The sequence below is a fragment of the Vibrio sp. 10N.261.51.A3 genome (genome assembly GCF_041471965.1).
GTDB lineage: Bacteria > Pseudomonadota > Gammaproteobacteria > Enterobacterales > Vibrionaceae > Vibrio > Vibrio crassostreae_C.
The window spans coordinates 30,005-56,515 of record NZ_JBFRPK010000009.1; the positions used below are offsets into that span (position 1 = coordinate 30,005).

Consider the following 26,511-nt stretch of genomic DNA (forward strand, 5'->3'; position numbering starts at 1 on the left):
AAATAGTGATGAATTAACACATCTAGAGTCCGACTCTAACTCTGATGAAAAGTTAATTTAAGTGCCTGAAAAATATAAATTGATTGCCGTCAAAACACTTGGCTTGACCCTGATTTATTCGAGCAGTTATCAATACTTCAAGTTATCAGTAAATCATCTGAAATATTCATGATTATAGTGACAGAATTATTACTTTCATAAATGGAAAACACCCATTTCAAAAATGGAATTATTGATGTCGATATTTGTCGTTTTGATCACATAATTTTAGGCGTAGTTTATATTTTGTCGAAACGAGAGCGAATTAGTTTATATCGTTCTATTTCGTCAGGAGATATAAAACCAGCAAGATTATCTCTTTGTTAACAAGCAAAGTTTTATTAACAAGTAAATGCGAGTAGCAAGACATATTCAAACTGTGTTTTATATGAGCTTACACTGTTAAATATAAGGTTTTATTATGAGGCTTAATGGGATAAGTGGTGACATTCTTGTTGCTGCTAAAAGAGTTGTTCTCTGCCAAGTAGTATTAGCCGTCGGTGTAGTTTTATATGAAGTGTTTTTTGGTAATAAAGTAGATATGGAATCGTCGGCTTTGGGTATCGTTATTGCGATGCTACCTCCGCTGTTTGGTTTTATATATGCAAGCCTAAAGGTGCACAAGAATCCTAATTATAGTTTACGTGACTTAATGCAAATGAGTCGTGTCGTGAAAATAACTTATACGTTCTTAATGTTTATCTTGGCGTTCCAGTTTTTCAAATTGGATAACCCAGTAATATTGTACGCATATATTCTCACTATGGTTGGGTACTTCTTAACACCATTTATTACTGCCTCTACAAGATCGGAGTACGTGTAGTATGGATCAAGTAACTACCGCTCACGAATACATAGAGCATCACTTAACCTTCTTAACTACAGGTGATGGTTTCTGGGCGTTCAACATCGACTCGATGTTGGTATCTTGGATTACGGGTTTACTGTTTATTGGAGCGTTTCGATACGTAGTGACCAAAGGCACCAGCGGTGTTCCAGGTCGATTTCAATGTTTTATCGAACTGATATTTGATTTTGTAAACAACCTAGTAAAAGAGATTTTTCAAGCGGAGGATAAATTAATAGGGCCACTGGCATTAACCACTTTTGTTTGGGTGTTGTTAATGAACGCGGTCGATTTATTACCAATAGATTTCATACCAGCATTAAGTCGTGCAATGGGTCTAGAACACTTTAGAGATCTACCAACGGCGGACGTAAATATACCAATGTCGATGGCACTCGGTGTATTTATCTTACTGTTGACTTATACATTTAAAAATAAAGGATTGAAAGGCTTTATCAAAGAGCTTACTACGCAGCCATTTGATAACCCTCTTTTATACCCTGTTAACTTAGTTCTTGAATTAATAACATTAATTTCAAAACCTATATCACTAGGCTTACGATTATTTGGAAACATGTATGCAGGTGAGATGATATTTATTCTGATCGCATTAATGCCATGGTGGATGCAATGGGCACTGAGTGTTCCTTGGGCACTATTCCACATATTAATCGTATTCTTGCAAGCATTTATATTTATGGTACTGACCGTTGTTTATTTAGGTATGGCAACAGAAGAACACCACTAATTAATAACTAAAAAATTTAACTAACAAATTATTTATCGGAGATACAAATGGATATCGTAAGCGCAGTTTTATATGTAGCAGGTGCATTACTGATCGGTTTAGGTGCAGCAGGTGCAGCATCTGGTATTGGTAACTTAGCAGGTAAATACCTTGAAGGTGTTGCGCGTCAACCAGACCTTACTCCAATGCTTCGTACTCAATTCTTCATCATGATGGGTCTTGTGGATGCAGTACCGATGATCGGTGTTGGTATCGGTCTATACATCATCTTCGCCGTGGCTTAATCAAACCGCTTTGAAAGATCGATTTGTAAATAATCAAGATTTAGTGAGGAAGGTATGAACTTAAATGCAAGCATGTTTGGACAAGCAATCTCATTCGTGATTTTTGTTTGGCTCTGCATGAAATATGTATGGCCCCCTCTCACCGCGATGTTAGACGAGCGCCAAAAAGAAATCGCTGATGGTTTACGCCACTCAGAGAACGCTGCGAAAGAGCTAGAACTAGCAAAATCAAATGGCGCGCAACTCATCGAAGATGCAAGAAAAGATGTGACTGAACTGGTTGAACAGGGCCGAAAACGCCGCAATGAAATCATCAGCTTAGCGCAACAAGAAGCCGAGCAAGAAAAGGCACGCATCTTAGAACAAGGTAGAGCTGAGCTAGAAGGCGAACGCCAAAAGATACGCCGTGAACTTCAGGCAGATATGGCAGACGCAGTAATTCAAAGTGCACAGAAACTGATTAGCAAAAACCTAGATTCCGCAACGAACCGAGCGCTAGTTGACCAAATGATTAGCGAACTCTAAGGAGAGGCAATATGTCAGATTACACCAATATTGCTCATCCCTACGCCAAAGCATCGTTTGAATTTGCTTTAGGTGAAAACCAGTTACAAGAGTGGCACTCAATGCTGTCCATTCTTGTGGCTGTCGCGGAAGAAGAAACGATCGCTAGTCAGATTTCTTCAGCAGAAGGTGCTTCTACACACCAAACAGAAGAGCTGGCAAACCTCATCATTCATATTTGCCAAGGACTCGTTGATGACCACGTCATTAATCTTATTCGAGTCTTGGCCGAGAACGGCCGCCTTTCTGTTGTAAGAGACCTGTTTGAATTGTACTGCGAGCTAAAGGACGAACATGAACGTGTAGTGCCTGTCACTGTCACCAGTTCAGAAATGCTGACACAAGATCAAGTTACGTCACTAACAGCTGCACTTGAGAAGAAATTAGAGCGTCAGGTTGAAATGAAGCAGGTTATTGATGACACGTTAGTAGGTGGAATGGTCATCAAGGCGGGTGAAACCGTTATCGATGGTTCTTTAAACACATCAATTGACCGATTGGCTCATCAACTTCACGCGAGATAGGTAACAATTATGCAATTAAATTCAAATGAAATCAGCGATCTAATCAAAGAACGCATCTCGAAATTTAATGTGAGCACCGAGGCTCGCAATGAAGGCACTATCGTATCGGTTCGTGATGGCATCATCACAATCAATGGCCTTGCTGATGTTATGCAAGGCGAGATGATTGAGCTACCAGGTGGCAAATACGCACTCGCACTTAACCTCGATACGCACTCAGTAGGTGCGGTGGTTATGGGCCCCTACACTGACCTATCTGAAGGTATGAAAGTGAAAGGTACAGGTCGTATCTTGGAAGTCCCCGTCGGTAACGGTCTTCTTGGCCGTGTTGTGAACACATTAGGCGAGCCAATCGATGGCAAAGGCCCAGTAAGTTGTGACCGACTCGACCCTGTAGAAGTGATTGCACCCGGTGTAATCGAACGTAAGTCTGTTGATCAGCCAATTCAAACTGGCTATAAAGCGGTTGATACCATGGTGCCAATCGGTCGTGGTCAACGTGAACTTATCATCGGTGACCGTCAGACGGGTAAAACAGCGTTAGCTATCGATGCGATCATCAATCAGAAAGATTCTGGCATCAAATGTGTGTATGTAGCGATTGGCCAAAAAGCCTCCACTATCGCTAACGTGGTTCGTAAACTCGAAGACCACGATGCGCTTAAAAACACCATCGTAGTCGTGGCATCAGCATCAGAGTCTGCAGCGCTTCAATACCTAGCCCCTTATGCGGGTTGCACCATGGGTGAATACTTCCGTGACCGCGGTGAAGATGCACTGATCATCTATGATGACCTATCAAAACAAGCCGTTGCTTACCGTCAAATCTCGTTGCTATTGAAACGCCCACCGGGTCGTGAAGCCTTCCCTGGCGACGTATTCTACCTTCACTCACGCCTTCTAGAACGTGCAGCACGAGTGAATGCAGAGTATGTAGAGAAGTTCACTAACGGTGAAGTGAAAGGTCAAACTGGCTCATTAACGGCGCTTCCGATCATTGAAACTCAAGCGGGTGACGTATCAGCGTTTGTACCAACCAACGTAATCTCAATCACCGATGGTCAGGTTTTCCTTCAAACCCAATTGTTTAACTCAGGCTTACGTCCTGCAGTAGACCCAGGTATCTCGGTATCTCGTGTGGGTGGTGCGGCGCAATGCAAGATCATCAAGAAACTGTCTGGTGGTATCCGTACTTCATTAGCTCAATATCGCGAGCTGGCGGCCTTTGCTCAGTTCTCTTCTGACTTAGATGAGATGACGCGCAAACAGCTAGACCATGGTGAGCGTGTTACCGAATTAATGAAGCAAAAACAATACTCTCCAATGTCAGTCGCTGAGCAAGCAACGGTTATCTACGCAGCAGAGAAAGGCTACTTGGTCGGTGTTGAGCTAAACAACATTGCCCGTTTTGAAGAAGAGCTGATTGCTTATGCCAAAGGTCAGAACCCTGCGTTGTTCGAAAAAATCAACGCGACAGGCGATTACAATGACGAAATCGACGGTGCTCTTAAAGAGATCCTAGAAGGTTTTGTTGGGATGAAAGCTTGGTAAGTGCTCCGGTTTGTTAGCTGGAAATCAAAACAAATAGGAGCAGATTATGGCAAGTACTAAAGAAATTCGCACCAAGATAGCCAGTGTTAGTAACACTCAGAAAATCACTAGCGCAATGGAAATGGTTGCAGCAAGTAAGATGCGCAAGGTTCAAGACAACATGACGCTAACTCGGCCCTACGCCGAGAACATGCGCAAAGTTATCTCTCATGTTGCATCGGGTTCCCTGGAGTACCAGCACCCTTACCTGCAACAGCGTGAACCTAAGCGTGTCGCTTACATCATTATCTCGTCCGATCGCGGCTTGTGTGGTGGCTTGAACTCAAACTTGTTCAAGAAAGTGTTAGAAGAAATGGAGCAATGGCGCACCAAGGGAGTCGAGGTAGAAACAACCTTAGTGGGATCTAAGGCTATCTCGTTCTTCCAACGCGGCGGCAACGTTATTGCACAAACGTCAGGTCTTGGCGATACACCTAAGTTAGAAGACATCTTAGGTACGGTGAATGCGATGCTCGGGCATTACGACGAAGGTAAAATCGATAGCTTGTATCTCGTTTACAACCAGTTCGTCAACACCATGGTTCAAGCGCCAACGACCTTGCAGTTGCTCCCCCACCCTTCGGATTCTGAGGAAGGTGGTGAGCCTAAAAAAGCGCGTCGTTGGGACTACATCTATGAGCAAGCACCCAAAGACATACTCTCAGAACTGTTACATCGATACATCGAATCGCAAGTGTATCAAGGCATTGTTGAGAGCATTGCCTGTGAGCAAGCAGCCCGAATGGTCGCTATGAAAGCGGCGACTGATAACGCAGGCCAACTCATTGATGACTTGCAGTTGGTCTACAACAAGGCGCGTCAGGCTGCCATTACCCAAGAGCTGAGTGAAATAGTCTCAGGTGCCCAAGCTGTCTAGGGCTAGAAAAGACTGGGTCAAGAACAGAATTTGAGGATTTAAGAATGAGTGTTGGAAAAATAGTTAAAGTAATCGGCGCGGTGGTTGACGTCGAGTTCAGCGGCGGCAACAGCCCACGCGTTTATGATGCATTGAAAGTGACTAGCGACGAAGCAAGCTCGTTAGTATTGGAAGTACAACAACAACTGGGTAGCAATATCGTTCGTTGTATTGCAATGGGTACGTCAGATGGCTTACGTCGTGGCCTAACGGTTGAAAACACAGGCTCTCCAATCACGGTTCCTGTCGGCGAAGAAACGCTAGGCCGTATCATGAACGTGCTTGGTCAACCTATCGATGAGTGTGGTGAAATCGGTCAGAAAGAAAACTACGAGATTCACCGTGAAGCCCCTTCTTATGAAGAACAAGCAAACAGCACTGAGCTTCTAGAAACAGGCGTTAAGGTTATCGACCTTATCTGTCCATTCGCTAAGGGTGGTAAAATTGGTCTGTTCGGTGGTGCTGGTGTAGGTAAAACCGTCAACATGATGGAGCTTATCAACAACATCGCCAAAGCCCACTCAGGTCTTTCTGTGTTTACCGGTGTAGGTGAGCGTACTCGTGAAGGTAACGACTTCTACTACGAGATGAAAGAAGCAGGTGTACTAGACAAAGTAGCCATGGTTTACGGTCAAATGAACGAGCCACCGGGAAACCGTCTACGTGTAGCACTTACAGGCCTAACTATGGCTGAGCGCTTCCGTGATGAAGGTCGTGACGTACTGTTGTTCATTGATAACATTTACCGTTACACGCTTGCGGGAACAGAAGTATCAGCTCTGCTAGGTCGTATGCCTTCAGCAGTAGGTTACCAACCAACACTGGCTGAAGAGATGGGCGTACTTCAAGAGCGTATCACGTCAACAAAACAAGGCTCTATCACCTCTATCCAAGCAGTATACGTACCTGCGGATGACTTGACTGACCCATCGCCAGCAACAACCTTTGCTCACTTAGATGCGACCGTTGTACTGTCTCGTAACATCGCGGCACTGGGTCTATACCCTGCGATTGACCCGTTAGATTCAACGTCACGTCAGTTAGATCCGCTGATCGTAGGCCAAGAGCACTACGACATTGCACAAAAAGTACAAACAACGCTGCAACGCTACAAAGAGCTAAAAGACATCATCGCGATTCTTGGTATGGATGAGCTGTCTACTGAAGACAAACAGACCGTATCTCGCGCTCGTAAGATTGAACGTTTCTTAACGCAGCCTTACCACGTAGCCGAAGTGTTTACCGGTCAGAAAGGTGTCTTTGTACCGCTAAGCGAAACACTAAGAGGCTTTAAAGGTCTATTGAGCGGTGAATATGACGATATCCCAGAGCAAGCGTTCTTGTACTGTGGCTCTATCGACGAAGTGCTTAACAAAGCAAAATCACTCTAAGAGGCAGGTGCACCATGGCTATCGGAATTACAGATAATACATTTCAACTTAATATTGTAAGTGCGGAAGGTACGCTGTTTTCAGGTCCAGCGTATGCCCTAGCCGTTTCTGGCGCTGACGGTGAACTGGGGATCCGCCCCGGTCACTCCCCGCTTCTCAGTAAGATCAAACCGGGCGTAACCGTGTTTGTTACAGACCCTAAATCAGAAGGCCAAGTGCTGTATGTCTCTGGTGGGATGCTGGAAGTTCAGCCGGATGTGGTTACGTTATTAGCCGACACGGCCTTGCATGGTAAAGACATTGACCGCGCTCGCGCAGAAGAAGCGAAATATGCCGCTCTAGAGAACATCAACAAGGGCAACATAGACATTAACTTTGCACAAGCTCAGCTAGAACTAGCGAAAGCCGTTGCTCAGTTACGTGCATCAGAGCTAACTTCTTCTCACACAAGACACTGAGAATAAGCGTTATTGGCCGTTAGCTGTGCTAGCAAACAAATACAAAAAAGGCTCACTAACTAGTGAGCCTTTTGATATCTGCGTAACGTAAAACCTAGGTCTAACGTTGCTTGATGTTCAAACGAATAGTTTTAAAAGATTCGTTTTAGAAAAGCAGTTTAGAGCAGTCGTTTAGAACTGTAGTTTAAAAGAACTCAATCGAATTACGGCCGCTTTTGTCATCACGTGTTGGCTTTGGCGTATCCGCTTTCTTTTTCGGTTTCTTCTCTTTTTTCTCTTTCTTTGGTTCAGCCTTTGCGCTTAGCATTTCTGCTTTGCTTTTCTTAGATTCCTTCTTCTTAGAATCCTTTTTAGACTGACCTTTCTTCGCCTTGTTCTCTTTTTTAGGCGTTTCTTTCTTTTTCGGCTTTTCTGATTCTTCTTGTACTGGCTGATCACACACCACTACATAGTATTCTTGGTTGAATTCAAAGAAGTCGCCATCGTACATTTTACGACGCTTACGGGTTTCTAGCTCACCATTTACCGCTACGTAGCCTTCAGAGATGATGTGTTTAGCTTCACCGCCACCACTCACTAGGTTAGCAATTTTAAACACTTTGTAGAGCTCGATTGGCTGTGATGAAACATCAATACCAATTGCTTCAATTTCAATCTCTTCGCCTTCTTCGCCCAGCTCTTGGCCTTCGTAATCAGCGTCTTCGTAATGTTCTTGGTCCATGGTGACCTCTACCTAAGTATGTACTTCTGAAATATTGGGCGCAGTGTAATCTTAAAACAACGAAATGACCATGTTGAATTCAACCAGAGCCCATTTGTTTTAAACAAACCCTCTGCGTTATAAAACACCACCAACATTCGAAAGACTCACCAACTGCTTAGTATATTCATGCTGCGGATTACCAAACAAAGTCTCAGTGTCGCCCTTCTCTATTACCTCGCCAGCTTTCATGACGATGGTGTAATGACACAAGGATTTCACGACATTCAGATCATGACTGATAAACAAATAGGTCAGGCCATACTTTTCTTGAAGTGACTTCAGCAAATCCAATACTTGAGCTTGAACGGTTCTGTCCAATGACGATGTTGGTTCATCGAGCAGGATAAACTCTGGCTTTAAAATCAAAGCACGAGCAATCGCAATACGCTGCCTTTGACCGCCAGAAAACTCATTTGGGTAACGGTGACGCGTTTCAGGATCGAGGTCAACCTCTTTCATTACGTCACAGATGCGTTGGTCGAGTTCGTGCTCATCCAATTGTTGATGCACTAACAAACCTTCGCCAATCACCTGAGCGACCGACATTCTCGGGTTTAGCGCAGAAAACGGGTCTTGAAAGACTACTTGCATACGGCTTCTAAACGGAAGCATCTGTTTTCGATCTAAACCTTGAAGCTGTTCACTCGAGTAGGTGATTGACCCTTCACTATCTACCAGCTTAAGTATCGCCATACCGGTCGTCGATTTACCAGAACCACTTTCGCCAACCAAACCGATTGAGTGCCCTTTCTTCAAAGTGAACTCCATGTCGGTCACAGCTTTAACATGAGAAATGGTGCGCTTGAATAAACCGCCCGTGATCGGGAACCAAACACGAAGTTGATTTACATCGAGTAGCGGTTTGCTTTCGGGTGACACAGGAACGGGCAAACCTTTCGGATCAGAGTTAATAAGTTTTTGAGTGTAAGGGTGAGCAGGCGCGTTAAACAGGGTATGACAGTCGTTACTTTCGACCAAGCGACCATCTTTCATTACTGCTACTCTGTCGGCAATCTTACGAACGATACTTAAGTCATGAGTGATAAAAAGCATCGCCATACCGAGCTCTTGTTGCAGGTCTTTTAGAAGGTCGAGGATCTGCGCTTGTACCGATACATCCAATGCGGTTGTCGGTTCATCAGCGATAAGCAGCTCAGGTTCGTTGATCAATGCCATTGCGATCATCACGCGTTGGCGTTCTCCACCAGATAGCTCGTGCGGATAGGCTGATATCTTTTGTTCTGGGTAACGAATCCCCACCTTGGATAGCCACTCTATCGCTAAGGCTTGCGCTTTGTTGGTTCTCATACCTCGGTGAATCGCGAGGGTTTCAACAAGCTGTTTTCCGACTCTATGAAGCGGATTCAGCGACACCATGGGCTCTTGAAAGATCATGCCGATGCGACCACCACGAATCCCACGTAGCTGTCTTTCAGAACAACTCAGAATATCGGTGCCAGAGAAATTGATCTTACCGTTTAAGTAATGAGACGAGCCTTTTGGTAACAGCTTTAAAATCGAGTTAGCCGTGACCGATTTTCCGGAACCACTCTCACCCACCAGCGCTAATGTCTCACCTTTGTATATTTCTAAAGAGACATCTTGTGTCACTTGCTCTATCGAGTTTTTTCGCCCGAAACCGACAGACAGTTTATCTATGGTCAAAACCGGAGAAGCAGGCGTTGTATTTGAAGTCATAACCTATCCTTACTTCTGTTGATGCGGGTCGAAAGCATCACGCACCGCTTCACCAACGAAGACCAGTAACGTAAGCATCAGTGAAAGCACGACGAAGGCAGAAATGCCAAGCCAAGGCGCTTGTAAGTTAGCTTTACCTTGCGCCAACAACTCGCCTAACGAAGGCGAACCCGCAGGAAGACCAAAGCCCAAGAAGTCTAACGAAGTCAGTGTGGTCACCGAGCCTGAAAGAATAAACGGCATCATGGTTAACGATGCAACCATCGCGTTAGGTAACATGTGACGAAGCATAATACGTTTGTCATCAACACCCATGGCTTGCGCGGCTCGCACATAATCGAAGTTTCGGCAGCGTAAAAATTCCGCTCGCACGATGCCGACTAAACTCATCCAACTAAACAGCACCATAATCCCGAGCAACCACCAGAAATTCGGCTCAATAAAACTCGACAAAATAATCAGCAAGAACAAGGTCGGCATTCCGGACCACACCTCGATGAAACGTTGCCCAAACAGGTCAACCCAACCGCCGTAATAACCTTGTGTAGCACCAACGACCACACCAATTACACTTGAAACAATCGTCAGAACAAAACCAAAGAGTACCGAGATACGAAAGCCGTAAATAATTCTCGCCAATACATCTCGCCCTTTATCATCGGTTCCTAGCCAGTTCACTGAATCAGGCTCCGACGGCACCGCGCCTGAAATATCAAAGTTTATCGTGTCGTAGCTAAACGGAATGATTGGCCACACGATGTAACCGCTGTCTTCAATGAGTTCGATAACATACGGGTCTTTGTAATCCGCTTCGGTTTCAAACTCGCCGCCAAATTCGGTCTCTGCATACTCATTAATGACGGGTACAAACCACTGATTATCATAAGAAACCAAGAGTGGCTTATCGTTAGCAATGATCTCAGCGAACAGGCTCAATCCAAACAGAATGGTAAATATCCACAGGGAGATAAAACCACGCTTGTTTGCTTTAAAACGTAACCAACGAGCTTCAGCTAAAGGGTTGTTAAACATTTATTATCAATACCTTTTTATTCATTCGCCATTAACGCGCTTCAAAATCAATTCGAGGATCAACCCAGGTATACGTCAGGTCGGAGATAATGCTCAGCACCAAGCCGAGCAAGGTCATGATATAGAGAGAGCTGAACACCACCGGGTAATCTCGCTGAATGGTCGACTCAAAGCCAAGCAGACCGATGCCTTCGAGTGAAAACATCACTTCAATCAACATAGAACCCGTGAAGAAAATACTAATAAATGCGCTCGGGAAACCGGCAATAATGATCAACATGGCATTACGGAAAACGTGCTTGTAAAGAATGCTGCTCTCGTCCAAGCCTTTCGCTCTCGCAGTCACTACATATTGCTTATTGATTTCATCAAGGAAGGAGTTTTTGGTCAGCATGCTGAGCGTGGCGAATCCACCGATAACCATGGCGAAAATGGGCAACGCCAAGTGCCAGAAGTAGTCGCCAATTTGCTGATACCAGTTGAGCTGGTCGAAGTTACTCGACACAAGCCCTCGCAATGGGAACCAACTGAAGTAGTTACCGCTTGCAAACAAGATAATCAGAATAATCGCAAACAAGAAGCCCGGCACCGCGTAGCCGACAATCACCACCGCGCTCGACCAAATATCAAAGCGAGAGCCGTGATGTATCGCCTTCATGATGCCTAAAGGTATCGAAATCACATAGATGATTAACGTACTCCACAACCCTAAGGAAATGGAGACAGGTAAACGCTCGATGATTAAATCAATCACGTTACCACCCTTAAACAGGCTTTCACCAAAGTTAAAGGTCGCGTAGTTTTTCAACATATCGAAGTAGCGAACGTGAATCGGTTTATCAAACCCAAACTGCTTTTTGATCTCTTCAACTACTTCAGGATCAAGCCCGCGTGAGCCTTTATAGCCACTCGCAGATGCTTGGTCACTTTCGCTCAAATCAACTTCTTGTCCACCACCAGAAAAACGCTCCATAATGCCAGAGTTATGCCCTTCTAATTGAGCAACAGCTTGCTCTACCGGGCCTCCAGGCGCTATCTGGATGATGAAAAAGTTGATGGTGATGATCGCCCACAGCGTGGGGATCACCAACAATAAACGTCGAAATATATACGCGGCCATGCTAACTAACTCCTAGCGACGTTTTTCAGGAAGCAAAGCCGCCTTCTCTTCTGAAATCCACCATGTATCGATACCTAAATCGTATTTAGGCAATACATCTGGACGCTCAAACTTGTCCCACATTGCTACGCGATACTCGCCAACGTGCCATTGCGGGATGTTGTAGAAATTCCACTGCAATACTCGGTCTAGTGAACGACCTAGTGTAAGAAGCTTTTCAGGGTGCTGTTGGTTACGCGCAATTTCTTCTGTTAACGCGTCAACCACTGGATCGATAACACCTGCAGTATTGTAAGTAGAATCAATGTAGTTAGAGTTCCAAACGATCATTAAGTTCGGGCTAGGATAAGGGTTTGCGGAAAATGACGACGAAACCATGTCGAAATCACGATCACGCAAGCGCTTGATGTATTGAGTGGTATCGATGGTACGGATCTTCATCTCAATACCCATGCGCTTAAGGTTCTTTTGAACCGGCGTTGCGATACGTTCCGTGGTTGGGCTGTAAATCAACAACTCAAATGACATCGGCTTGCCAGTCTTTTCGTTGGTCATGACTTTGTCTTTCAGCACCCAACCCGCTTCTTTCAACAATTTGAAAGCGGTACGCATTTGGCTACGAATACGACCGCTACCATCGGTGACGGGTGGTTGGAATTCTTCGGTGAAAACTCGCGGTGGAATCTGATCTTTGTATTGAGACAACAACTCGACTTCAGCTTCGCTTGGTAAGCCTTTCGCTTCGTAGTCGGTATTTTGGAAGTAGCTACGAGTACGCTTGTACTGACCATAGAACATGTTCTTGTTCATCCACTCAAAGTCCATCGCATAGGTTAACGCTTCACGCACTTTAGGATCCGAGAACACAGGTGATTGAATGTTGAAGACGAAACCTTGAGTCGTTTCAGGCTTCTCGTGGTTGATCTCTTCTTTAATGATGTAGCCTTTATCGAAGTTCGCGCCCGTATAAGAGTTAGCCCAGAACTTAGCCGAATTCTCGGTTCGAAGATCGAACTCCCCTGCTTTGAACGCTTCCAACATTACCGTGTCGTCACGGTAGTAATCGTATTGCACCTGCTTGAAGTTATTGCGGCCAACGTTAACTGGTAGGTCTGCTGCCCAGTAGTTTTCATCTAGACCATAGGTAACACTTTGGCCTGATTTGTAGCTGATGATCTTATAAGGACCACTACCGACTGGTGGCTCACTTAGAGGCTCAGACAGCTTTCTGTCTTTCCAGAAATGTTTCGGCAATACACGAGTGCTTTGCGCGAAGCTAAACAGTTTTTCGCGGTTTGGACTGTTCATTTCAATACGAACAACCAAATCAGAGACCGCTTTTACTGACTTAATCTCTTTGTAATACACACGATACTGAGGCACGCCCTCGGTTGAGAACTTGTCAAAAGTAAAGGCAACATCATGCGCAGTGATAGGCTCGCCATCTTGGAATTTAGCATTTGGGTTGATGTCGATTTCCATCCAAGTGAAATCACTGGAGTAGCGAACCTTTGAAGCGATCAATGGATAGTACGCATCAATCTCGTCACTCGGAGAAAACATCAAGGTATCGTAAATCTCTCCGGTATAACTTGCAGCAACGCCGCGGGAACCGAATCGATTAAAGCTATCGTACGTACCTATGCTGCCATAGGTCACTTTGCCCTGCTTTGGCGCATCAGGATTAACGTAATCGAAGTGAGTGAAATCGGCTGGATATTTTGCTTCACCAAAACCAACCAGTTGTGTGGTTTCAATAACGGTGACAGCAGGAGTTGATTGGGTTTCAGAAGCGTAAGTAACGGAGGGTTGTAAAGCAATAAGCGGCAACATGATTGCACATGACTTCAAATTAAACCTGAAAAACTGAGTGCGTTGCGAGGCTTTGCGTCGAAAAACTGTTCCCATTTGACTCTCCCTTCAAATGTCATGAATTCTATATTCAAGTTGATTTATCGGCTTTGAATGCATGCCGTTAAATCAAGTATAGGTTCAAATCTAACATCATGTAATAACTAATAAAACCATCAGCACTCTATCTCTGACGGTTTATTTACAAATTACTCGTCACCACTCGAAGTTATTGGATGCAGTGAGCTTTGATTGCTTAGCCTGAATGACACAAGCCTCCACAGCTTAGATTTCCTTTGATTCGCTTCTAAATTGAAGTTTAGGTTCTAAATAATCAACAAACTATACTTTTACTGGAGTATCCTTGCTGCCTAGGTCTAAATGGAATGACACTTTGAACAAACCAAACCAAATAACATTCGCAACGTTCAACCTTCTGAACTATCTCGAGCCACCGAATGCTTATTATGATTTTGAGAACATCTACAGCTTCGAAGAATGGCAGAAGAAGCAACATTGGATGGCTGAAGCGATTCGCTCATTAGATTGCGATGTGATTGGCTTCCAAGAGATATTTAGCCCGCAATCTTTAGAGCTATTGATGAACGAGCTAGGTTATCCATACTTTGCAGTGGTCGATAGCGCCAACGTTGAAGATGATTACCTATACACCTCACCAGTCGTTGGGATCGCTTCCCGTTACCCGATTGAAAACGTGCAGCCTGTTACGCCAGATTCGAAGTTACTGAAAGCATTCAACCTTGACGACAAATTCTCATTCAATAGAACGCCTGTTCACGCGACGATTACGTTACCCCATTTAGGTTCAACCGACTGTTATGTGGTGCACTTCAAATCACAACGTCCGACAGAGCCAAAAGCAGAATCTGTCGATGCGGACAACACTCAGCAAGGTGCAAAACCACAAAGTGACACGCTCACTCGTTTTCACCAAGAACAGCTTGGCTCTTGGCTATCAAGTGTCCAACGCGGTCTAGAAGCTCAGATGCTGCATCAATACATCACCAACCAACGCTACCAAACCGAGCAACCTGTTGTGCTGATGGGTGACTTTAATAAGCCACTGTTTAATGATGAGTTTAAAGGGCTGTTGAATTACTCAATCAACCGAGACGAAAACAGCAAGCATTGGCTATCCCACTTTCGCTTGAAAGACAGCTGGGATCTTTACCATCAACTGCATGAAGAAGACTTGCTTGAACAGCGAAAGCCAACCCATTACTACGGCGCTTCTGGATCTGTACTGGACTACATTTTGATGTCGAACGAGTTTGATTGTCAGAACTCTTCAAGCTTAATGGAGATCTCTAGCTACACAGTGTTAGACCATCACCTGATTAATCCTAGTTTTGAACACGACCAATTCAGTACCGACCATGCCATCGTGTCTGTCACCGCTCATATTCGTGAAGCCTAGAGTTAAACATAAAAAAGCCGCAGTCAAAAACTGCGGCCTTCCACTTTAGTTAAACGGGTTGAGCCAACCGACGCCCCATTTAGAAACCGATTTACCGTTTAGCAAAGTGTGAAACTTAGAATGTGTACATTGCGCCTAAGTAGAAAGAGTCCAGAACAACAGTATCTTCTGTCTTGTGTCCGTTTTCGTAATCTTCGATATCAAAAGCATCGGCTTCGTATGCTAAGCGAAAGCTCAACGAAGACATTGTAGGTGGCGTGTATTCAACACCAACACCCATACGGATGCCATCTCCCGAATCATCAAAACCATCTCCTGACGGGCGAGAGCCATCAGCAAGCTTCATGTCTAGATCAATAGTCGACAGACCGATAGTGCCAAATGGACGAATGCCATTATCAAACGTGTAACCGAGGTTCGCCGTTACCGAAAAGATTTGAGGTGTCCAAGTGAAAACCTTATTACCAGATTTCGTTTTCAGGGCTATATCACCAAAATCTGTGTATTGAGCTTCAACCGAAACAATGCGGTTAAATTTGTAACCAGCAATTAATCGGTAAGTATTGTCTTCGGCTTTAAAAGTAATAGGTTCTTTGATCGTGTCAGTTAACCCGCCCACTTCGACCATTAGCACACTTAAATAATTACCCGCTCCAACAGCAGGCCAATTTGCTCAATCTCCACAATTTAGAATAAGACGAACAGAAAACACGATGAACCACACAATAGACTTCAACGGCTTAATCATTGATATCGACGCTCGAACGATTACCAACCAGCAAGGAAACAAAATCACTTTGCGCCCTCGCCTATTAGCAGTGCTCTGCTTGTTATTGGAAAATGTGGGAAGACCGATTTCAAGAGAGCATATTGTTGATGTGTGTTGGGACGGACAACTCTCGTCACCACATGTTCTTGCAAACGTAGTCTATAACCTACGCAATGTGTTCGCGCGATTAAGAGCATCCAACGTCCAGATCATTACCATTAGTAAGTTCGGATATGCGCTATCGATTGAACCCACGTAAAAGGATTTATGCAATCAATGGCGGTGACTAAGATCACCAAAAAACGCCCCATCGAAACGTTTCGATGATCATTATCACACTCTAAAACAATCAAACGTGCAAATGATAAATCAGACACTATTATCACTATCGAAACGTTTCGATGGCTTTTCTTGAGTTGTTCTCAACCCATCAAGCGTTATTTTTCGATAGGTCGTGATATGAAAAAAAGTACTCTAATAAACTCTGAACTCTCTTACCTAGTGGCGACTCTTGGCCACACAGATGAAATCACGATTTGTGACGCGGGCTTACCAATTCCAGACCACGTAACTCGTATTGATCTTGCTTTGACTCACGGTGTCCCAAGCTTTCAGCAAACGGTAAAAACCATGCTGGATGAATCTCAAATCGAAGGCGTTGTGATTGCAGAAGAGTTTGCGAAAGTAAGCCCAGAGCACCACGCAGCGCTGATTGATTTAATCAAGACAGAAGAAGCACGTTGTGGCAAATCGCTTTCTATTACTTACATCACTCATGAAGAATTCAAACAGCGAACGCATGAAAGCCGTGCAGTGATTCGCACCGGTGAATGCACACCATACGCAAATGTTATTTTCCAAGCTGGCGTAACCTTTTAGCTCAAGCAAAACGCAACGACAGCTCAGTGACATCACTGAACCAAAACAATACATAGACAGAATAATCAAATACAACTGGCCCCGAGTAAAGGAACCGACATGACTCAAGCCATTTTAGAACTTAACTCAATTGAGAAAGCCTTCCCTGGTGTTAAAGCACTGGATAAGGCAAGCCTCAACGTTTATCCAGGACGCGTAATGGCGTTAATGGGTGAAAACGGTGCAGGTAAATCAACGCTCATGAAAGTGCTGACAGGTATTTATCACTTGGACGGCGGCACTATCGCCTACCAAGGAAAACCTGCTGCATTTAAAGGGCCACGTGATTCTCAACAAGCAGGCATTAGCATAATTCACCAAGAACTGAATCTAATTCCTGAGTTGACCATCGCCGAGAACATCTTCTTAGGTCGTGAAATCACTGGCACCATGGGTCGTATCTTGTGGAACGAGATGTACCAAGAAGCAGACAAGCTACTTAAACGCCTTAACGTGAAACACAGCTCGAAAACGCCTCTAGGTCAGTTGAGCCTTGGTGAGCAGCAAATGGTAGAGATTGCGAAAGCCCTATCGTTTGAATCTAAAGTCATCATCATGGATGAACCAACCGATGCGCTAACCGATACCGAAACTGAATCTCTGTTTAAGGTGATTAACGAATTGCGCGATGAAGGCTGTGGCATTGTTTACATCTCTCACCGTTTGAAAGAGATCTTCGAGATTTGTGATGACATCACCGTGCTGCGTGACGGTAAGTTCATTGGTCAGTGTGAAGTAAAAGACACCGACGAAGATGGCCTAATCGAAATGATGGTTGGTCGTAAGTTAGACGAACAATATCCACGTATCGGCCAGAGCCATGGTGAAACTTGTCTTGAAGTGATTGGCCTGACGGGTTCTGGTGTTCACGATGTGAGCTTTACGCTAAAACGCGGTGAAATCCTGGGTGTATCTGGCCTAATGGGTGCTGGCCGAACTGAACTGATGAAAGTGATTTACGGTGCCCTTCCAAGTGAACGCGGCGTCATCAACCTAGAAAATAAAACCATCAACCCTGTAAGCCCGAAAGACGGCTTGGCCAATGGCATTGCTTACATCTCTGAAGACCGTAAAGGCGATGGCTTAGTTCTAGGGCTTTCTGTTAAAGAAAACATGTCGTTATGTTCACTTGACCTACTAACAAAGAGCGGTCAAATCCAACATAAAGACGAAGTGATTGCAGTAGATGACTTCATCAAGCTATTCAACATCAAAACCCCGACGCGCGAACAGATTATTGGCAACCTTTCTGGTGGTAACCAACAGAAAGTGGCTATCGCTAAGGGCTTGATGACCAAACCAAAAGTACTGATTCTCGACGAGCCAACGCGCGGTGTCGATGTCGGTGCTAAGAAAGAGATTTACCAACTCATTAATAAATTTAAAGCCGACGGCATGAGCATCATTTTAGTCTCATCTGAAATGCCAGAAGTGTTAGGAATGAGTGACCGCATCATGGTGATGCATGAAGGCCGTGTAAGCGGTGAATTTGATGCTAAAGAAGCAAACCAAGAATTATTACTGGCGTGTGCGGTCGGTAAAAAGATCAACGAGGACGCAGCATGAGTACTAAAACCATGAGCAAAACAACTGAAGCTCCAAAGAAAAAACCGTTAATCAGCAAAGAGTGGCTGATTGATCAAAAGTCATTGATTGCTTTGCTCTTCCTGATTGTTGTCGTTTCTTTCTTAAACCCGAACTTCTTTACTGTCGACAACATCCTAAACATTCTGCGCCAAACCTCGGTTAACGCAATTATCGCTGTAGGTATGACGCTGGTTATCTTAACCGCGGGTATCGACTTGAGTGTTGGTTCTGTACTGGCGCTTTGTGGTGCGTTCGCAGCCAGCATGATTGGCATGGAAATCCCTGTGATGATCGCAGTACCAACCGCTCTTGTAGCAGGTGCAGCATTAGGTGCGATTAGTGGTGTGATTATCGCTAAGGGTAAGGTTCAAGCCTTCATCGCAACGCTTGTCACCATGACACTACTTCGCGGCGTAACCATGGTTTACACAGATGGTCGTCCTATTTCAACAGGCTTCACAGACACAGCAGACGCATTCGCTTGGTTCGGTACTGGCTACGCAATGGGTGTACCGGTTCCAGTATGGATCATGGTCGTGGTATTCGCAGCAGTATGGTACCTACTTAACCACACACGCTTTGGTCGCTACGTTTACGCACTGGGTGGCAACGAATCAGCAACTCGCCTATCAGGCATCGACGTAGACAAAGTAAAAATCGGTGTTTACGCAATCTGTGGTCTGCTAGCTGCAGTGGCAGGCATCATCGTGGCATCGCGTTTGTCATCAGCTCAACCAACCGCAGGTATGGGTTATGAGCTAGACGCTATCGCAGCCGTGGTTCTTGGCGGCACAAGCTTAGCTGGCGGTCGTGGTCGTATCATGGGCACATTGATTGGTGCACTGATTATCGGCTTCCTAAACAACGCCCTAAACCTACTAGACGTATCTTCTTACTACCAGATGATTGCAAAAGCAGTGGTTATTCTTCTGGCAGTATTGGTCGACAACAAAAACAAATAAAACCTATTCACACTCTAGGTTAATACAAGTAACACTCTAGTTTAATAAAAGTAACAGTTTGTTTTACCTTAAAATATTAGAATCTATAAATAATGTAACTACGAGCTAGGACTCACCTCCTAGCTCACCCTACACAAAGGACTTACACCATGAAAAAATTAGCGACTCTTATTTCTGCTGCTCTTCTTTCTACAACGGTATCTGTGTCTGCACAGGCGCAAGATACAATGGCAATCGTTCTGTCTACATTGAACAACCCATTCTTCGTAACCATGAAAGATGGCGCAGAAGCGAAAGCGGAAGAGCTAGGCTACAAGCTTATCGTTCTTGATTCTCAAAACGACCCAAGCAAAGAGCTTTCGAACATTGAAGATCTAACCATTCGTGGTGTTAAAGCAATCCTGATTAACCCAACGGATTCAGACGCTGTATCTAACGCTATTCGCATTGCTAACCGTTCAAACATCCCTGTACTAACGCTAGACCGTGGTGCAAGCCGTGGTGACGTAGTGAGCCACATCGCTTCTGATAACGTAATCGGTGGTGAAATGGCGGGTCACTTCATTATGGAAAAAGTGGGCGAAAAAGCGAAAGTAATCCAACTTGAAGGTATCGCTGGTACTTCTGCTGCTCGTGAACGTGGTGAAGGCTTCATGAACGCAGTAAACGGCAGCGACCTTGAACTTCTTGCAAGCCAACCTGCTGATTTCGACCGTACTAAAGGTCTGAACGTAATGGAAAACTTACTTGCTGCTAACCCAGATGTACAAGCAGTATTCGCTCAGAACGATGAAATGGCACTAGGTGCACTTCGCGCAGTTCAAGCTTCAGGCAAAGAAGTGATGATCGTTGGCTTTGATGGCACAGACGACGGCATCGCTGCTGTTAACCGTGGCCTACTTGGCGCAACGGTTGCACAACAGCCTGACCTAATCGGTTCTCTAGGTATCGAAATGGCAGACAAAGTACTGAAAGGCGAAACTGTAGACGAGTACGTACCAGTACCTCTAAAAATCATCGCTAAGTAATCGTTACTAAGTAACGCGATATAAAGCAGGGGTCCCCTATCCCCTGCTTTGCTTAGCTCATTAGCTCACTGACTCAAAACAAAAAGCAAAACCCGACAGTGCATCGCTGTTTCTCATAAGCCGCTAACAAGGCGAACAATTAACATCATGAGAAAGACCCATGCATTTTCAAATACGATATATCATAAGGCTCGTATCATGACTCAACTGATTGTTTTAGGTAGCGTTAACGCTGACCACGTACTACAAGTTCCTTCGTTCCCTCGTCCGGGTGAAACCTTGATTGGCGGTAACTATCAGGTCATTCCTGGCGGCAAAGGCGCAAACCAAGCCGTAGCGGCAGCAAGATTAAACGCAGATATCGGCTTCATCGCCTGTGTTGGTGACGACCCATTTGGCATCAATATTCGTCAAGATTTTGCTAAAGATGGTATAAACATCGACGGTGTGATCGTTGCAGACAGCACGCCTACTGGCATCGCGATGATCCAAGTATCCGCAACAGGCGAAAACAGTATTTGTCTTTCTGCGGAAGCCAACGACAAGCTGACTTGCGATCAAATCGAGCCGCACTTAGAAAAGATTCGCGGCGCTAAATACCTGCTGACTCAGCTTGAAACGCCAATTGAAGGCATTGAATACGCTGCGAAAGTAGCAAAAGAGAGTGGCACGCAAGTCATTCTAAACCCTGCCCCTGCTCGTCCATTGTCGGATTCGCTGCTTGCTTGTGTTGACGTGATTACACCAAACGAAACCGAAGCTGAAGTACTGACAGGCATTACCGTGACAGACAACGCAACTGCTCATCAGGCTGCGTTGGCTCTCCATGCTAAAGGCATCGAAACGGTAATGATCACGCTAGGCGCGAAAGGCGTGTGGGTGAGTCATCGCGGTCAAGGAAATGAAGCCAGCGAAGGTGAATTAATCGCAGGTTTCCGTGTTGAAGCAACAGATACAACTGCCGCAGGTGATACCTTTAACGGCGCGTTGGTGACAGGCTTGCTTGAAGATATGCCACTAGAGCGTGCGATTAAATTTGCCCACGCTGCTGCTGCTATCTCTGTGACCCGCTTTGGCGCTCAAACGTCGATTCCAACCCGTGCTGAAACCGATGCGTTTTTGGCAGAGCAACTGCCTGCTTAGCTTGATACCTATTTGAAGGGTTAACTCCTGAGCTAAACCGTAGTTAACGGATGTTAGCCTTCAAATTCGGTAACAACAAATAACAAGCATAAGCCCCTGTTTTCAGGCAGAATATCGCCCAACGTGGAAGGTTATTCCCACAAGGATTTTTTATGGCAACAATGAAAGACATCGCACGGCTCGCAAAGGTTTCGACTTCTACCGTGAGCCACGTGATCAACAAATCACGCTTTGTCAGTGAAGAGATTGCTGAGCGTGTTAACAGTGCGGCTAAAGAACTCAACTATGCGCCTTCTGCATTGGCTCGCAGCTTGAAAATGAAGCAAACCAAAACCTTGGGAATGCTAGTGACCACATCCACCAATCCATTCTTTGGCGAAGTGGTGAAAGGTGTTGAACGTCGTTGCTACGAAAAAGGCTACAACCTTATCTTGTGTAACACCGAAGGTGACAGCGAACGCATGAAATCCTCTATCGATACCTTGCTGCAAAAGCGTGTCGATGGCTTGATGCTGATGTGTTCTACCCTTGAAGGCGAACATATCGATGTATTTGATCGCTACCCAGAACTGCCTGTTGTGGTAATGGACTGGGGCCCTATGCTGTTTGCGAGCGATAAGATCCAAGATAACTCGCACCAAGGTGGCTACATGGCAACTAAGCACCTGATTGATAACGGCCATTCTCAAATTGGTTGTATCACAGGGCCACTGCACCGCAATCAAGCTTCGTCTCGTTATCAAGGCTTCAAGCAAGCAATGGAAGAAGCCAATTTAGAGATCAACCCTAAGTGGATTGTTGAATCCAACTTTGAATGTGACGGTGGTTTTGACTCTTATCAGACATTGAAAACTCGTGGCGAAATGCCGTCTGCCTTGTTCGTCAGTAACGATATGATGGCGATGGGCGTGATTCACGCTGCGGCGCAAGATGGCACATCGATTCCGAATGATCTGTCTATCATTGGCTACGATGACATCCACCTGTCGAAGTACATGACCCCCGCGTTAAGCACTGTCCACCAGCCAAAACATCGTTTAGGTAAAGCCGCAGTCGATACCTTACTAAGCAGATTACAAACTCCAGATGCTTATCCGCAAGTCGTTGAACTTGAACCTACTCTTGTTGAACGAAGCAGTGTAAAAGCGATTTAGTACTCACCACACTCATCACACCATTGAAAGCTAGCTTATTGAGCTAGCTTTTTTGTCTTTGGAACATAATAACGCCACTTACTCGCCCCTAAAATGCCGTTAATATTCAAAACTTACACGCTAAAATATGCATTTGCGCACTCAGCAACTATTCACGCAATTAACGACTAATTCATCTACACTAATATTAAATAACAACGGCATGGAGAGCGTAGTTGTATGATCGCGGGTTGGTTTGACAATATATCCCTACAGAAAAAGCTATTAGTCAGCTTTTTGATTCCTATCGCTTTGATGCTTATCGTGGCTTTTTCTGTCCATGAAAACACCCGAACGGTTGTAAAAGACAATAATTGGGTTGTACACACACATAAAGCCATCGCTCGGGCTCAAGAACTTCTCAGCTTAACAGTCGACATAGAAACGGCTGAACGTGGTTACTTGATCACGGGTGATCCTGTTTTTTTAGAACCCTACCATTTAGCTCTTGATGTATGGCCTCAAAAACTCCAAACCCTTGCGAATCAAGTGAGTGATAACCCACCTCAAGTAGAACGCCTATATAGAATCGATGATATTCATAAAACATGGCTGAAACAGTCTGGAGAGAAAGAGATCAATCAACGCAGCCTTGTCAATAAAGGCGAAGCTGAAATACAAAGTGTCATCGACCTCACTCAGCAGCAAACCGGAAAAAAATTGATTGATGAGATTCGCCAAGAGATTGCTCAATTCATTGAAATTGAACAACAACTTATTATTACCAGGGTCGAAAAATCGGAGAACTCAGCCAATCAAACCAGCTACATATTAATCCTCGGAACACTGTTTTCCGTGTTCATATCACTCCTTGTTGCTGCGTGGGCGTCAAAGCGTATTAATCGAAGATTACACACCCTACTTGAGGCCACTAACCAAGTTGCCGCTGGCCATTTGGATCAAGGTGCTGCAACTCTGGAATTGAGTTCGAATATAAACACCCAAGACGAAATCGCTCATCTCAAACAAAGCTTTCAAAAAATGACAGACAATTTGATCAGTAATGACAGTGAAATGAGAGCGAAAACTCGGGAGCTAATCGCCGAACGAACCAAAGCTGAAGCCGCAGTAAAAGCTAAGGGCGATTTTCTGTCTACCATGAGCCACGAGATCAGAACGCCAATGAACGGCGTTCTTGGAATATCTCAAATCATTGCAAGCCAGACCCAAGAACCCGAAACAAAAGAGAACATCAACATCATTCTCGATTCTGGTCACCACTTGATGACAATACTCAACGACGTTCTCGACTTCTCAAAAGTCGAAGAAAACAAGCTTGAGCTAGATGTGGCACCCTTTAATTTTGTTCAAGTCATGCAGCCTGTATGCAGCGCTCTAAAACCCTTAGCCGATGAAAAAGGCATTCGCCTGTTGATCGAAAATAACATACCGAAAAACATCCAACTCGTCGGAGACTGTGCAAGGCTACGTCAAATCATGTTCAACTTGGGCGGCAATGCGACCAAATTCACCAAAGAGGGTCATGTGTCCATTCAAGCTGACCTCAATCGCCCCAACAATCAACTGATTCTGACCGTGACAGACACCGGAGTTGGTATCCCGAAAGATAAGCACGAACAGGTATTCAATTCGTTCGAACAAGCAGACACTTCCACAACAAGGAAGTTTGGCGGAACAGGGCTTGGCCTCGCAATCGTCAAGAACCTAGTCAACCTCATGAATGGAGAAATCACATTAACCAGTGCTGTTGGGCTTGGCACAAAATTCCAAGTCTCTCTGCCTATCACATGGCAAGAAAGCAAAGCGAAAGACATCGCAACCCATACAGTCGATGCAGAAACTCTCAGTTATGACTCGTTAAGTATCCTGTTGGTGGAAGATAACCGTATTAATGCCATTGTTGCACAGGGCTTTTGTGAAAAGCTCGGCCATCATGTCGATCATGCAGAGAACGGAAAACTAGCAATTGAACGCCTCAAAACCACTCAATATGACCTTATCTTGATGGACAATCATATGCCTGAAATGAACGGGGTCGAGACAACAAATTACATCCGCGAAAAGCTGAAACTCGATACCTTGATATTCGCTTATACGGCCGATGTATTCCGTGAGGCGCATGACAACTTCATTCAAGCCGGTGTCGACCATATTCTGACCAAGCCTCTGCAGCAAGAGAGTTTCTTCGACGCCCTACAACAGTTCTCAAGTCGATTACCGAAACAAACCGCAGCCGAAGGTTCGAGTGAGAATGAAAATATTGTCGAGCTTCATCGTAAGCCTATTGAAACGCTGAGGTTAACGGAAGAAGAGATCAGCCACTCAGAAGTGATACACATACTGAAAGACGACACGGAAGGGTTCAGCTTACTCATCGACTCAACCATTATTGAGTTCGAACAGTCGGTTGACCGTGTCATCGAATACTATTTAGCGAAGGAGTTGGAGCCACTTTGTCGCACCCTGCACTCCATTAAAGGCATGTCACTAAACTTAGGCCTTAACATGCTTTCTAAGCAGGCATTGGAACTAGAAGTCGAAGCCAAAAATCAACAATTGCCGGATATTGAACGACTGCAAAAGCTGCTCAATCGCCTTATGGTCAATATCCATCAAGCTCAGCGGATGAAAAACGCCCATTCAGTCGAGCATCTGAATCAAATGAACGATCAAGCTTAAGAACGCTTCGCTCCCAAGCTAAAACGCAAGGCTTAATCACCTTGCGTTTTTCGATCTTATACCGCGCTAGTCTCTGTTCTAGCGATTTAACGGTCTATCGGTTTAGCGGTTTAACAGATCGGTGATTTGCTGCATCTCATCTTCAACATCAACGCCATTGTATTGCGGCGCAATCGAGAGATCTTGAATACTCACGGTTTCTACCGATTGCTTGTCGTTAAGTTTAGTCACTAACTCCCCTTTGGGTGAGTAGGCTCGGCTTCCACCACAATAAGTCGCGGTAAACGCATTAACCACATCTTGCCCGAGGCGATTACAAGTAACCATGTGACACCCTTCCTCCAAGGCTCTCGCTTGAGCAATGGCAAAACTATGATGCCCACCGAAGTTGGCAGGGTGAAGAATAACGTCGACCGACTGATAGGTTCTCATGATCTCCGGGAACCAAATATCAAAGCAAATCGCGACACCAAACTTTAAGCCTTTGTGCTCAAACGTGAGGCGCTCGTCCCCTCTCGAGAAATACTGCTTATCGAATTTAGTTTGACTGATTTTTCTGTATTTGTGTCGTAAACCAGAAGCATCCACAACCACCACACTGTTGTAATATTGGTCGCTATCTTTCTCGGCAATGCCTGCAACAATCAAGGTGTGATGCCTCGCTGCAAGCTGCGTTAATGAATCAATAGTACTGCTGTCGGCGAAGTCTTCAGCCAATTCATGAATTTCTTCAGCCTCATTAAAAATATACCCAGTAGTGAACAGTTCAGGCAGTAAAGTAATATCGCCAACTGACGGCTCCGCTTGCAAAAGATCAGAGACCGAATCTATATTCTTTTGTTTGTTTTTGTATTCAACTTCAAGCTGAATAAGCGTGATACTGACATTATTCAAAATCGATTCCTTACTAGGTAATACTTAAAGCTGTAATGCTTCAAGCTGGAGACTAAGAACTAAGAACGACAGAGTAGGCCAATCCCCTATCGCTTTCTTATTCGCCCGCCAAAG

The 26,511-nt window shown here is 44.8% G+C and carries 25 protein-coding genes; 18 read left to right on the forward strand and 7 right to left on the reverse strand.

Annotated elements, in window-relative coordinates:
• Positions 1–460: 460 nt before the first annotated feature.
• The 9 genes from AB4371_RS03140 to AB4371_RS03180 are packed head-to-tail and all read left to right on the forward strand — an operon-like array spanning position 461 to position 7,361.
• Positions 461–862, forward strand: a complete 402-nt coding sequence (locus tag AB4371_RS03140; protein WP_372073222.1) for an ATP synthase subunit I — start codon at positions 461–463, stop codon at positions 860–862.
• A 1-nt stretch (position 863) separates the two neighbouring features.
• Positions 864–1,634, forward strand: a complete 771-nt coding sequence (gene atpB / locus AB4371_RS03145) for a F0F1 ATP synthase subunit A (protein ID WP_017060838.1) — start codon at positions 864–866, stop codon at positions 1,632–1,634.
• 47 nt (positions 1,635–1,681) lie between these two features.
• Positions 1,682–1,918 carry a F0F1 ATP synthase subunit C gene (gene atpE / locus AB4371_RS03150; protein WP_004730405.1) on the forward strand — a complete coding sequence of 79 codons (237 nt, stop codon included), beginning with the start codon at positions 1,682–1,684 and terminating at the stop codon, positions 1,916–1,918.
• 54 nt (positions 1,919–1,972) lie between these two features.
• Complete coding sequence (locus tag AB4371_RS03155; protein WP_017060839.1) at positions 1,973–2,443, forward strand: F0F1 ATP synthase subunit B; 471 nt, start codon at positions 1,973–1,975, stop codon at positions 2,441–2,443.
• Between the two features lie 11 nt (positions 2,444–2,454).
• Positions 2,455–3,006 (forward strand): F0F1 ATP synthase subunit delta, encoded by a 552-nt coding sequence (locus AB4371_RS03160; RefSeq protein ID WP_017060840.1) that lies wholly within the window; start codon positions 2,455–2,457, stop codon positions 3,004–3,006.
• A gap of 9 nt (positions 3,007–3,015) precedes the next feature.
• Positions 3,016–4,557: a F0F1 ATP synthase subunit alpha gene (atpA, locus tag AB4371_RS03165; RefSeq protein ID WP_017060841.1), complete on the forward strand. Its 1,542-nt coding sequence runs from the start codon at positions 3,016–3,018 to the stop codon at positions 4,555–4,557.
• Positions 4,558–4,603: 46 nt separating this feature from the next.
• Positions 4,604–5,473: a F0F1 ATP synthase subunit gamma gene (gene atpG / locus AB4371_RS03170; protein ID WP_017064727.1), complete on the forward strand. Its 870-nt coding sequence runs from the start codon at positions 4,604–4,606 to the stop codon at positions 5,471–5,473.
• A 44-nt stretch (positions 5,474–5,517) separates the two neighbouring features.
• Positions 5,518–6,903, forward strand: a complete 1,386-nt coding sequence (gene atpD, locus AB4371_RS03175) for a F0F1 ATP synthase subunit beta (RefSeq protein WP_017060843.1) — start codon at positions 5,518–5,520, stop codon at positions 6,901–6,903.
• A gap of 14 nt (positions 6,904–6,917) precedes the next feature.
• On the forward strand, positions 6,918–7,361 hold the full coding sequence (locus AB4371_RS03180; protein ID WP_017060844.1) for a F0F1 ATP synthase subunit epsilon: 444 nt from the start codon (positions 6,918–6,920) through the stop codon (positions 7,359–7,361).
• A gap of 184 nt (positions 7,362–7,545) precedes the next feature.
• Here the strand turns inward: AB4371_RS03180 and AB4371_RS03185 are convergent, their stop codons facing one another.
• The 5 genes from AB4371_RS03185 to AB4371_RS03205 form a co-directional block, all read right to left on the reverse strand.
• Positions 7,546–8,082, reverse strand: a complete 537-nt coding sequence (locus AB4371_RS03185) for an RNA-binding S4 domain-containing protein (RefSeq protein ID WP_017064730.1) — start codon at positions 8,080–8,082, stop codon at positions 7,546–7,548.
• A 117-nt stretch (positions 8,083–8,199) separates the two neighbouring features.
• Positions 8,200–9,822: a microcin C ABC transporter ATP-binding protein YejF gene (yejF, locus tag AB4371_RS03190; protein ID WP_017060846.1), complete on the reverse strand. Its 1,623-nt coding sequence runs from the start codon at positions 9,820–9,822 to the stop codon at positions 8,200–8,202.
• Positions 9,823–9,831: 9 nt separating this feature from the next.
• The gene (locus AB4371_RS03195) at positions 9,832–10,854 is read right to left on the reverse strand and encodes an ABC transporter permease (protein WP_372148896.1); all 1,023 of its coding nucleotides are present in this window, start codon (positions 10,852–10,854) and stop codon (positions 9,832–9,834) included.
• Positions 10,855–10,885: 31 nt separating this feature from the next.
• Positions 10,886–11,974 carry a microcin C ABC transporter permease YejB gene (locus AB4371_RS03200; RefSeq protein ID WP_004730359.1) on the reverse strand — a complete coding sequence of 363 codons (1,089 nt, stop codon included), beginning with the start codon at positions 11,972–11,974 and terminating at the stop codon, positions 10,886–10,888.
• Positions 11,975–11,986: 12 nt separating this feature from the next.
• The gene (locus AB4371_RS03205) at positions 11,987–13,882 is read right to left on the reverse strand and encodes an extracellular solute-binding protein (protein ID WP_017068488.1); all 1,896 of its coding nucleotides are present in this window, start codon (positions 13,880–13,882) and stop codon (positions 11,987–11,989) included.
• A gap of 337 nt (positions 13,883–14,219) precedes the next feature.
• Between AB4371_RS03205 and AB4371_RS03210 the strand changes: the two genes are divergently transcribed.
• Positions 14,220–15,263, forward strand: coding sequence for an endonuclease/exonuclease/phosphatase family protein (locus AB4371_RS03210; RefSeq protein WP_372073216.1), 1,044 nt, complete (start codon positions 14,220–14,222; stop codon positions 15,261–15,263).
• A 115-nt stretch (positions 15,264–15,378) separates the two neighbouring features.
• Here AB4371_RS03210 and AB4371_RS03215 read toward each other — a convergent pair whose 3' ends face one another.
• On the reverse strand, positions 15,379–15,891 hold the full coding sequence (locus tag AB4371_RS03215; RefSeq protein WP_372126725.1) for an outer membrane beta-barrel protein: 513 nt from the start codon (positions 15,889–15,891) through the stop codon (positions 15,379–15,381).
• 85 nt (positions 15,892–15,976) lie between these two features.
• Between AB4371_RS03215 and AB4371_RS03220 the strand changes: the two genes are divergently transcribed.
• The 8 genes from AB4371_RS03220 to AB4371_RS03255 all read left to right on the forward strand — a co-directional run bounded on the left by AB4371_RS03220 (position 15,977) and on the right by AB4371_RS03255 (position 25,503).
• On the forward strand, positions 15,977–16,291 hold the full coding sequence (locus AB4371_RS03220) for a winged helix-turn-helix domain-containing protein (protein ID WP_017060852.1): 315 nt from the start codon (positions 15,977–15,979) through the stop codon (positions 16,289–16,291).
• A 200-nt stretch (positions 16,292–16,491) separates the two neighbouring features.
• On the forward strand, positions 16,492–16,911 hold the full coding sequence (gene rbsD, locus AB4371_RS03225; RefSeq protein ID WP_017060853.1) for a D-ribose pyranase: 420 nt from the start codon (positions 16,492–16,494) through the stop codon (positions 16,909–16,911).
• Between the two features lie 99 nt (positions 16,912–17,010).
• Positions 17,011–18,516 (forward strand): ribose ABC transporter ATP-binding protein RbsA, encoded by a 1,506-nt coding sequence (gene rbsA, locus AB4371_RS03230; protein WP_017060854.1) that lies wholly within the window; start codon positions 17,011–17,013, stop codon positions 18,514–18,516.
• Positions 18,513–19,499: a ribose ABC transporter permease gene (gene rbsC, locus AB4371_RS03235; protein ID WP_017060855.1), complete on the forward strand. Its 987-nt coding sequence runs from the start codon at positions 18,513–18,515 to the stop codon at positions 19,497–19,499. Before rbsA ends, rbsC begins: the two co-directional genes overlap by 4 nt.
• A 149-nt stretch (positions 19,500–19,648) precedes the next feature.
• A complete protein-coding gene (gene rbsB, locus AB4371_RS03240; RefSeq protein ID WP_372129959.1) occupies positions 19,649–20,527 on the forward strand; it encodes a ribose ABC transporter substrate-binding protein RbsB in 879 nt (292 codons plus the stop codon).
• A 198-nt stretch (positions 20,528–20,725) separates the two neighbouring features.
• Positions 20,726–21,670 (forward strand): ribokinase, encoded by a 945-nt coding sequence (rbsK, locus tag AB4371_RS03245; protein WP_136982135.1) that lies wholly within the window; start codon positions 20,726–20,728, stop codon positions 21,668–21,670.
• 152 nt (positions 21,671–21,822) lie between these two features.
• Positions 21,823–22,824, forward strand: a complete 1,002-nt coding sequence (locus AB4371_RS03250) for a substrate-binding domain-containing protein (protein ID WP_081230698.1) — start codon at positions 21,823–21,825, stop codon at positions 22,822–22,824.
• 219 nt (positions 22,825–23,043) lie between these two features.
• Positions 23,044–25,503: a CHASE3 domain-containing protein gene (locus tag AB4371_RS03255; RefSeq protein ID WP_372133074.1), complete on the forward strand. Its 2,460-nt coding sequence runs from the start codon at positions 23,044–23,046 to the stop codon at positions 25,501–25,503.
• A gap of 102 nt (positions 25,504–25,605) precedes the next feature.
• Here the strand turns inward: AB4371_RS03255 and AB4371_RS03260 are convergent, their stop codons facing one another.
• The gene (locus AB4371_RS03260) at positions 25,606–26,397 is read right to left on the reverse strand and encodes a carbon-nitrogen hydrolase family protein (RefSeq protein WP_372148900.1); all 792 of its coding nucleotides are present in this window, start codon (positions 26,395–26,397) and stop codon (positions 25,606–25,608) included.
• Positions 26,398–26,511: the final 114 nt, after the last annotated feature.

Bases quoted from the DNA above. Each gene is read 5' to 3' on its own strand.
- AB4371_RS03140 (WP_372073222.1), top strand. From the start codon at position 461: ATGAGGCTTAATGGGATAAGTGGTGACATTCTTGTTGCTGCTAAAAGA.
- atpB (WP_017060838.1), top strand. From the start codon at position 864: ATGGATCAAGTAACTACCGCTCACGAATACATAGAGCATCACTTAACC.
- atpE (WP_004730405.1), top strand. From the start codon at position 1,682: ATGGATATCGTAAGCGCAGTTTTATATGTAGCAGGTGCATTACTGATC.
- AB4371_RS03155 (WP_017060839.1), top strand. From the start codon at position 1,973: ATGAACTTAAATGCAAGCATGTTTGGACAAGCAATCTCATTCGTGATT.
- AB4371_RS03160 (WP_017060840.1), top strand. From the start codon at position 2,455: ATGTCAGATTACACCAATATTGCTCATCCCTACGCCAAAGCATCGTTT.
- atpA (WP_017060841.1), top strand. From the start codon at position 3,016: ATGCAATTAAATTCAAATGAAATCAGCGATCTAATCAAAGAACGCATC.
- atpG (WP_017064727.1), top strand. From the start codon at position 4,604: ATGGCAAGTACTAAAGAAATTCGCACCAAGATAGCCAGTGTTAGTAAC.
- atpD (WP_017060843.1), top strand. From the start codon at position 5,518: ATGAGTGTTGGAAAAATAGTTAAAGTAATCGGCGCGGTGGTTGACGTC.
- AB4371_RS03180 (WP_017060844.1), top strand. From the start codon at position 6,918: ATGGCTATCGGAATTACAGATAATACATTTCAACTTAATATTGTAAGT.
- AB4371_RS03185 (WP_017064730.1), bottom strand. From the start codon at position 8,082: ATGGACCAAGAACATTACGAAGACGCTGATTACGAAGGCCAAGAGCTG.
- yejF (WP_017060846.1), bottom strand. From the start codon at position 9,822: ATGACTTCAAATACAACGCCTGCTTCTCCGGTTTTGACCATAGATAAA.
- AB4371_RS03195 (WP_372148896.1), bottom strand. From the start codon at position 10,854: ATGTTTAACAACCCTTTAGCTGAAGCTCGTTGGTTACGTTTTAAAGCA.
- AB4371_RS03200 (WP_004730359.1), bottom strand. From the start codon at position 11,974: ATGGCCGCGTATATATTTCGACGTTTATTGTTGGTGATCCCCACGCTG.
- AB4371_RS03205 (WP_017068488.1), bottom strand. From the start codon at position 13,882: ATGGGAACAGTTTTTCGACGCAAAGCCTCGCAACGCACTCAGTTTTTC.
- AB4371_RS03215 (WP_372126725.1), bottom strand. From the start codon at position 15,891: ATGGTCGAAGTGGGCGGGTTAACTGACACGATCAAAGAACCTATTACT.
- AB4371_RS03220 (WP_017060852.1), top strand. From the start codon at position 15,977: ATGAACCACACAATAGACTTCAACGGCTTAATCATTGATATCGACGCT.
- rbsD (WP_017060853.1), top strand. From the start codon at position 16,492: ATGAAAAAAAGTACTCTAATAAACTCTGAACTCTCTTACCTAGTGGCG.
- rbsA (WP_017060854.1), top strand. From the start codon at position 17,011: ATGACTCAAGCCATTTTAGAACTTAACTCAATTGAGAAAGCCTTCCCT.
- rbsC (WP_017060855.1), top strand. From the start codon at position 18,513: ATGAGTACTAAAACCATGAGCAAAACAACTGAAGCTCCAAAGAAAAAA.
- rbsB (WP_372129959.1), top strand. From the start codon at position 19,649: ATGAAAAAATTAGCGACTCTTATTTCTGCTGCTCTTCTTTCTACAACG.
- rbsK (WP_136982135.1), top strand. From the start codon at position 20,726: ATGACTCAACTGATTGTTTTAGGTAGCGTTAACGCTGACCACGTACTA.
- AB4371_RS03250 (WP_081230698.1), top strand. From the start codon at position 21,823: ATGGCAACAATGAAAGACATCGCACGGCTCGCAAAGGTTTCGACTTCT.
- AB4371_RS03255 (WP_372133074.1), top strand. From the start codon at position 23,044: ATGATCGCGGGTTGGTTTGACAATATATCCCTACAGAAAAAGCTATTA.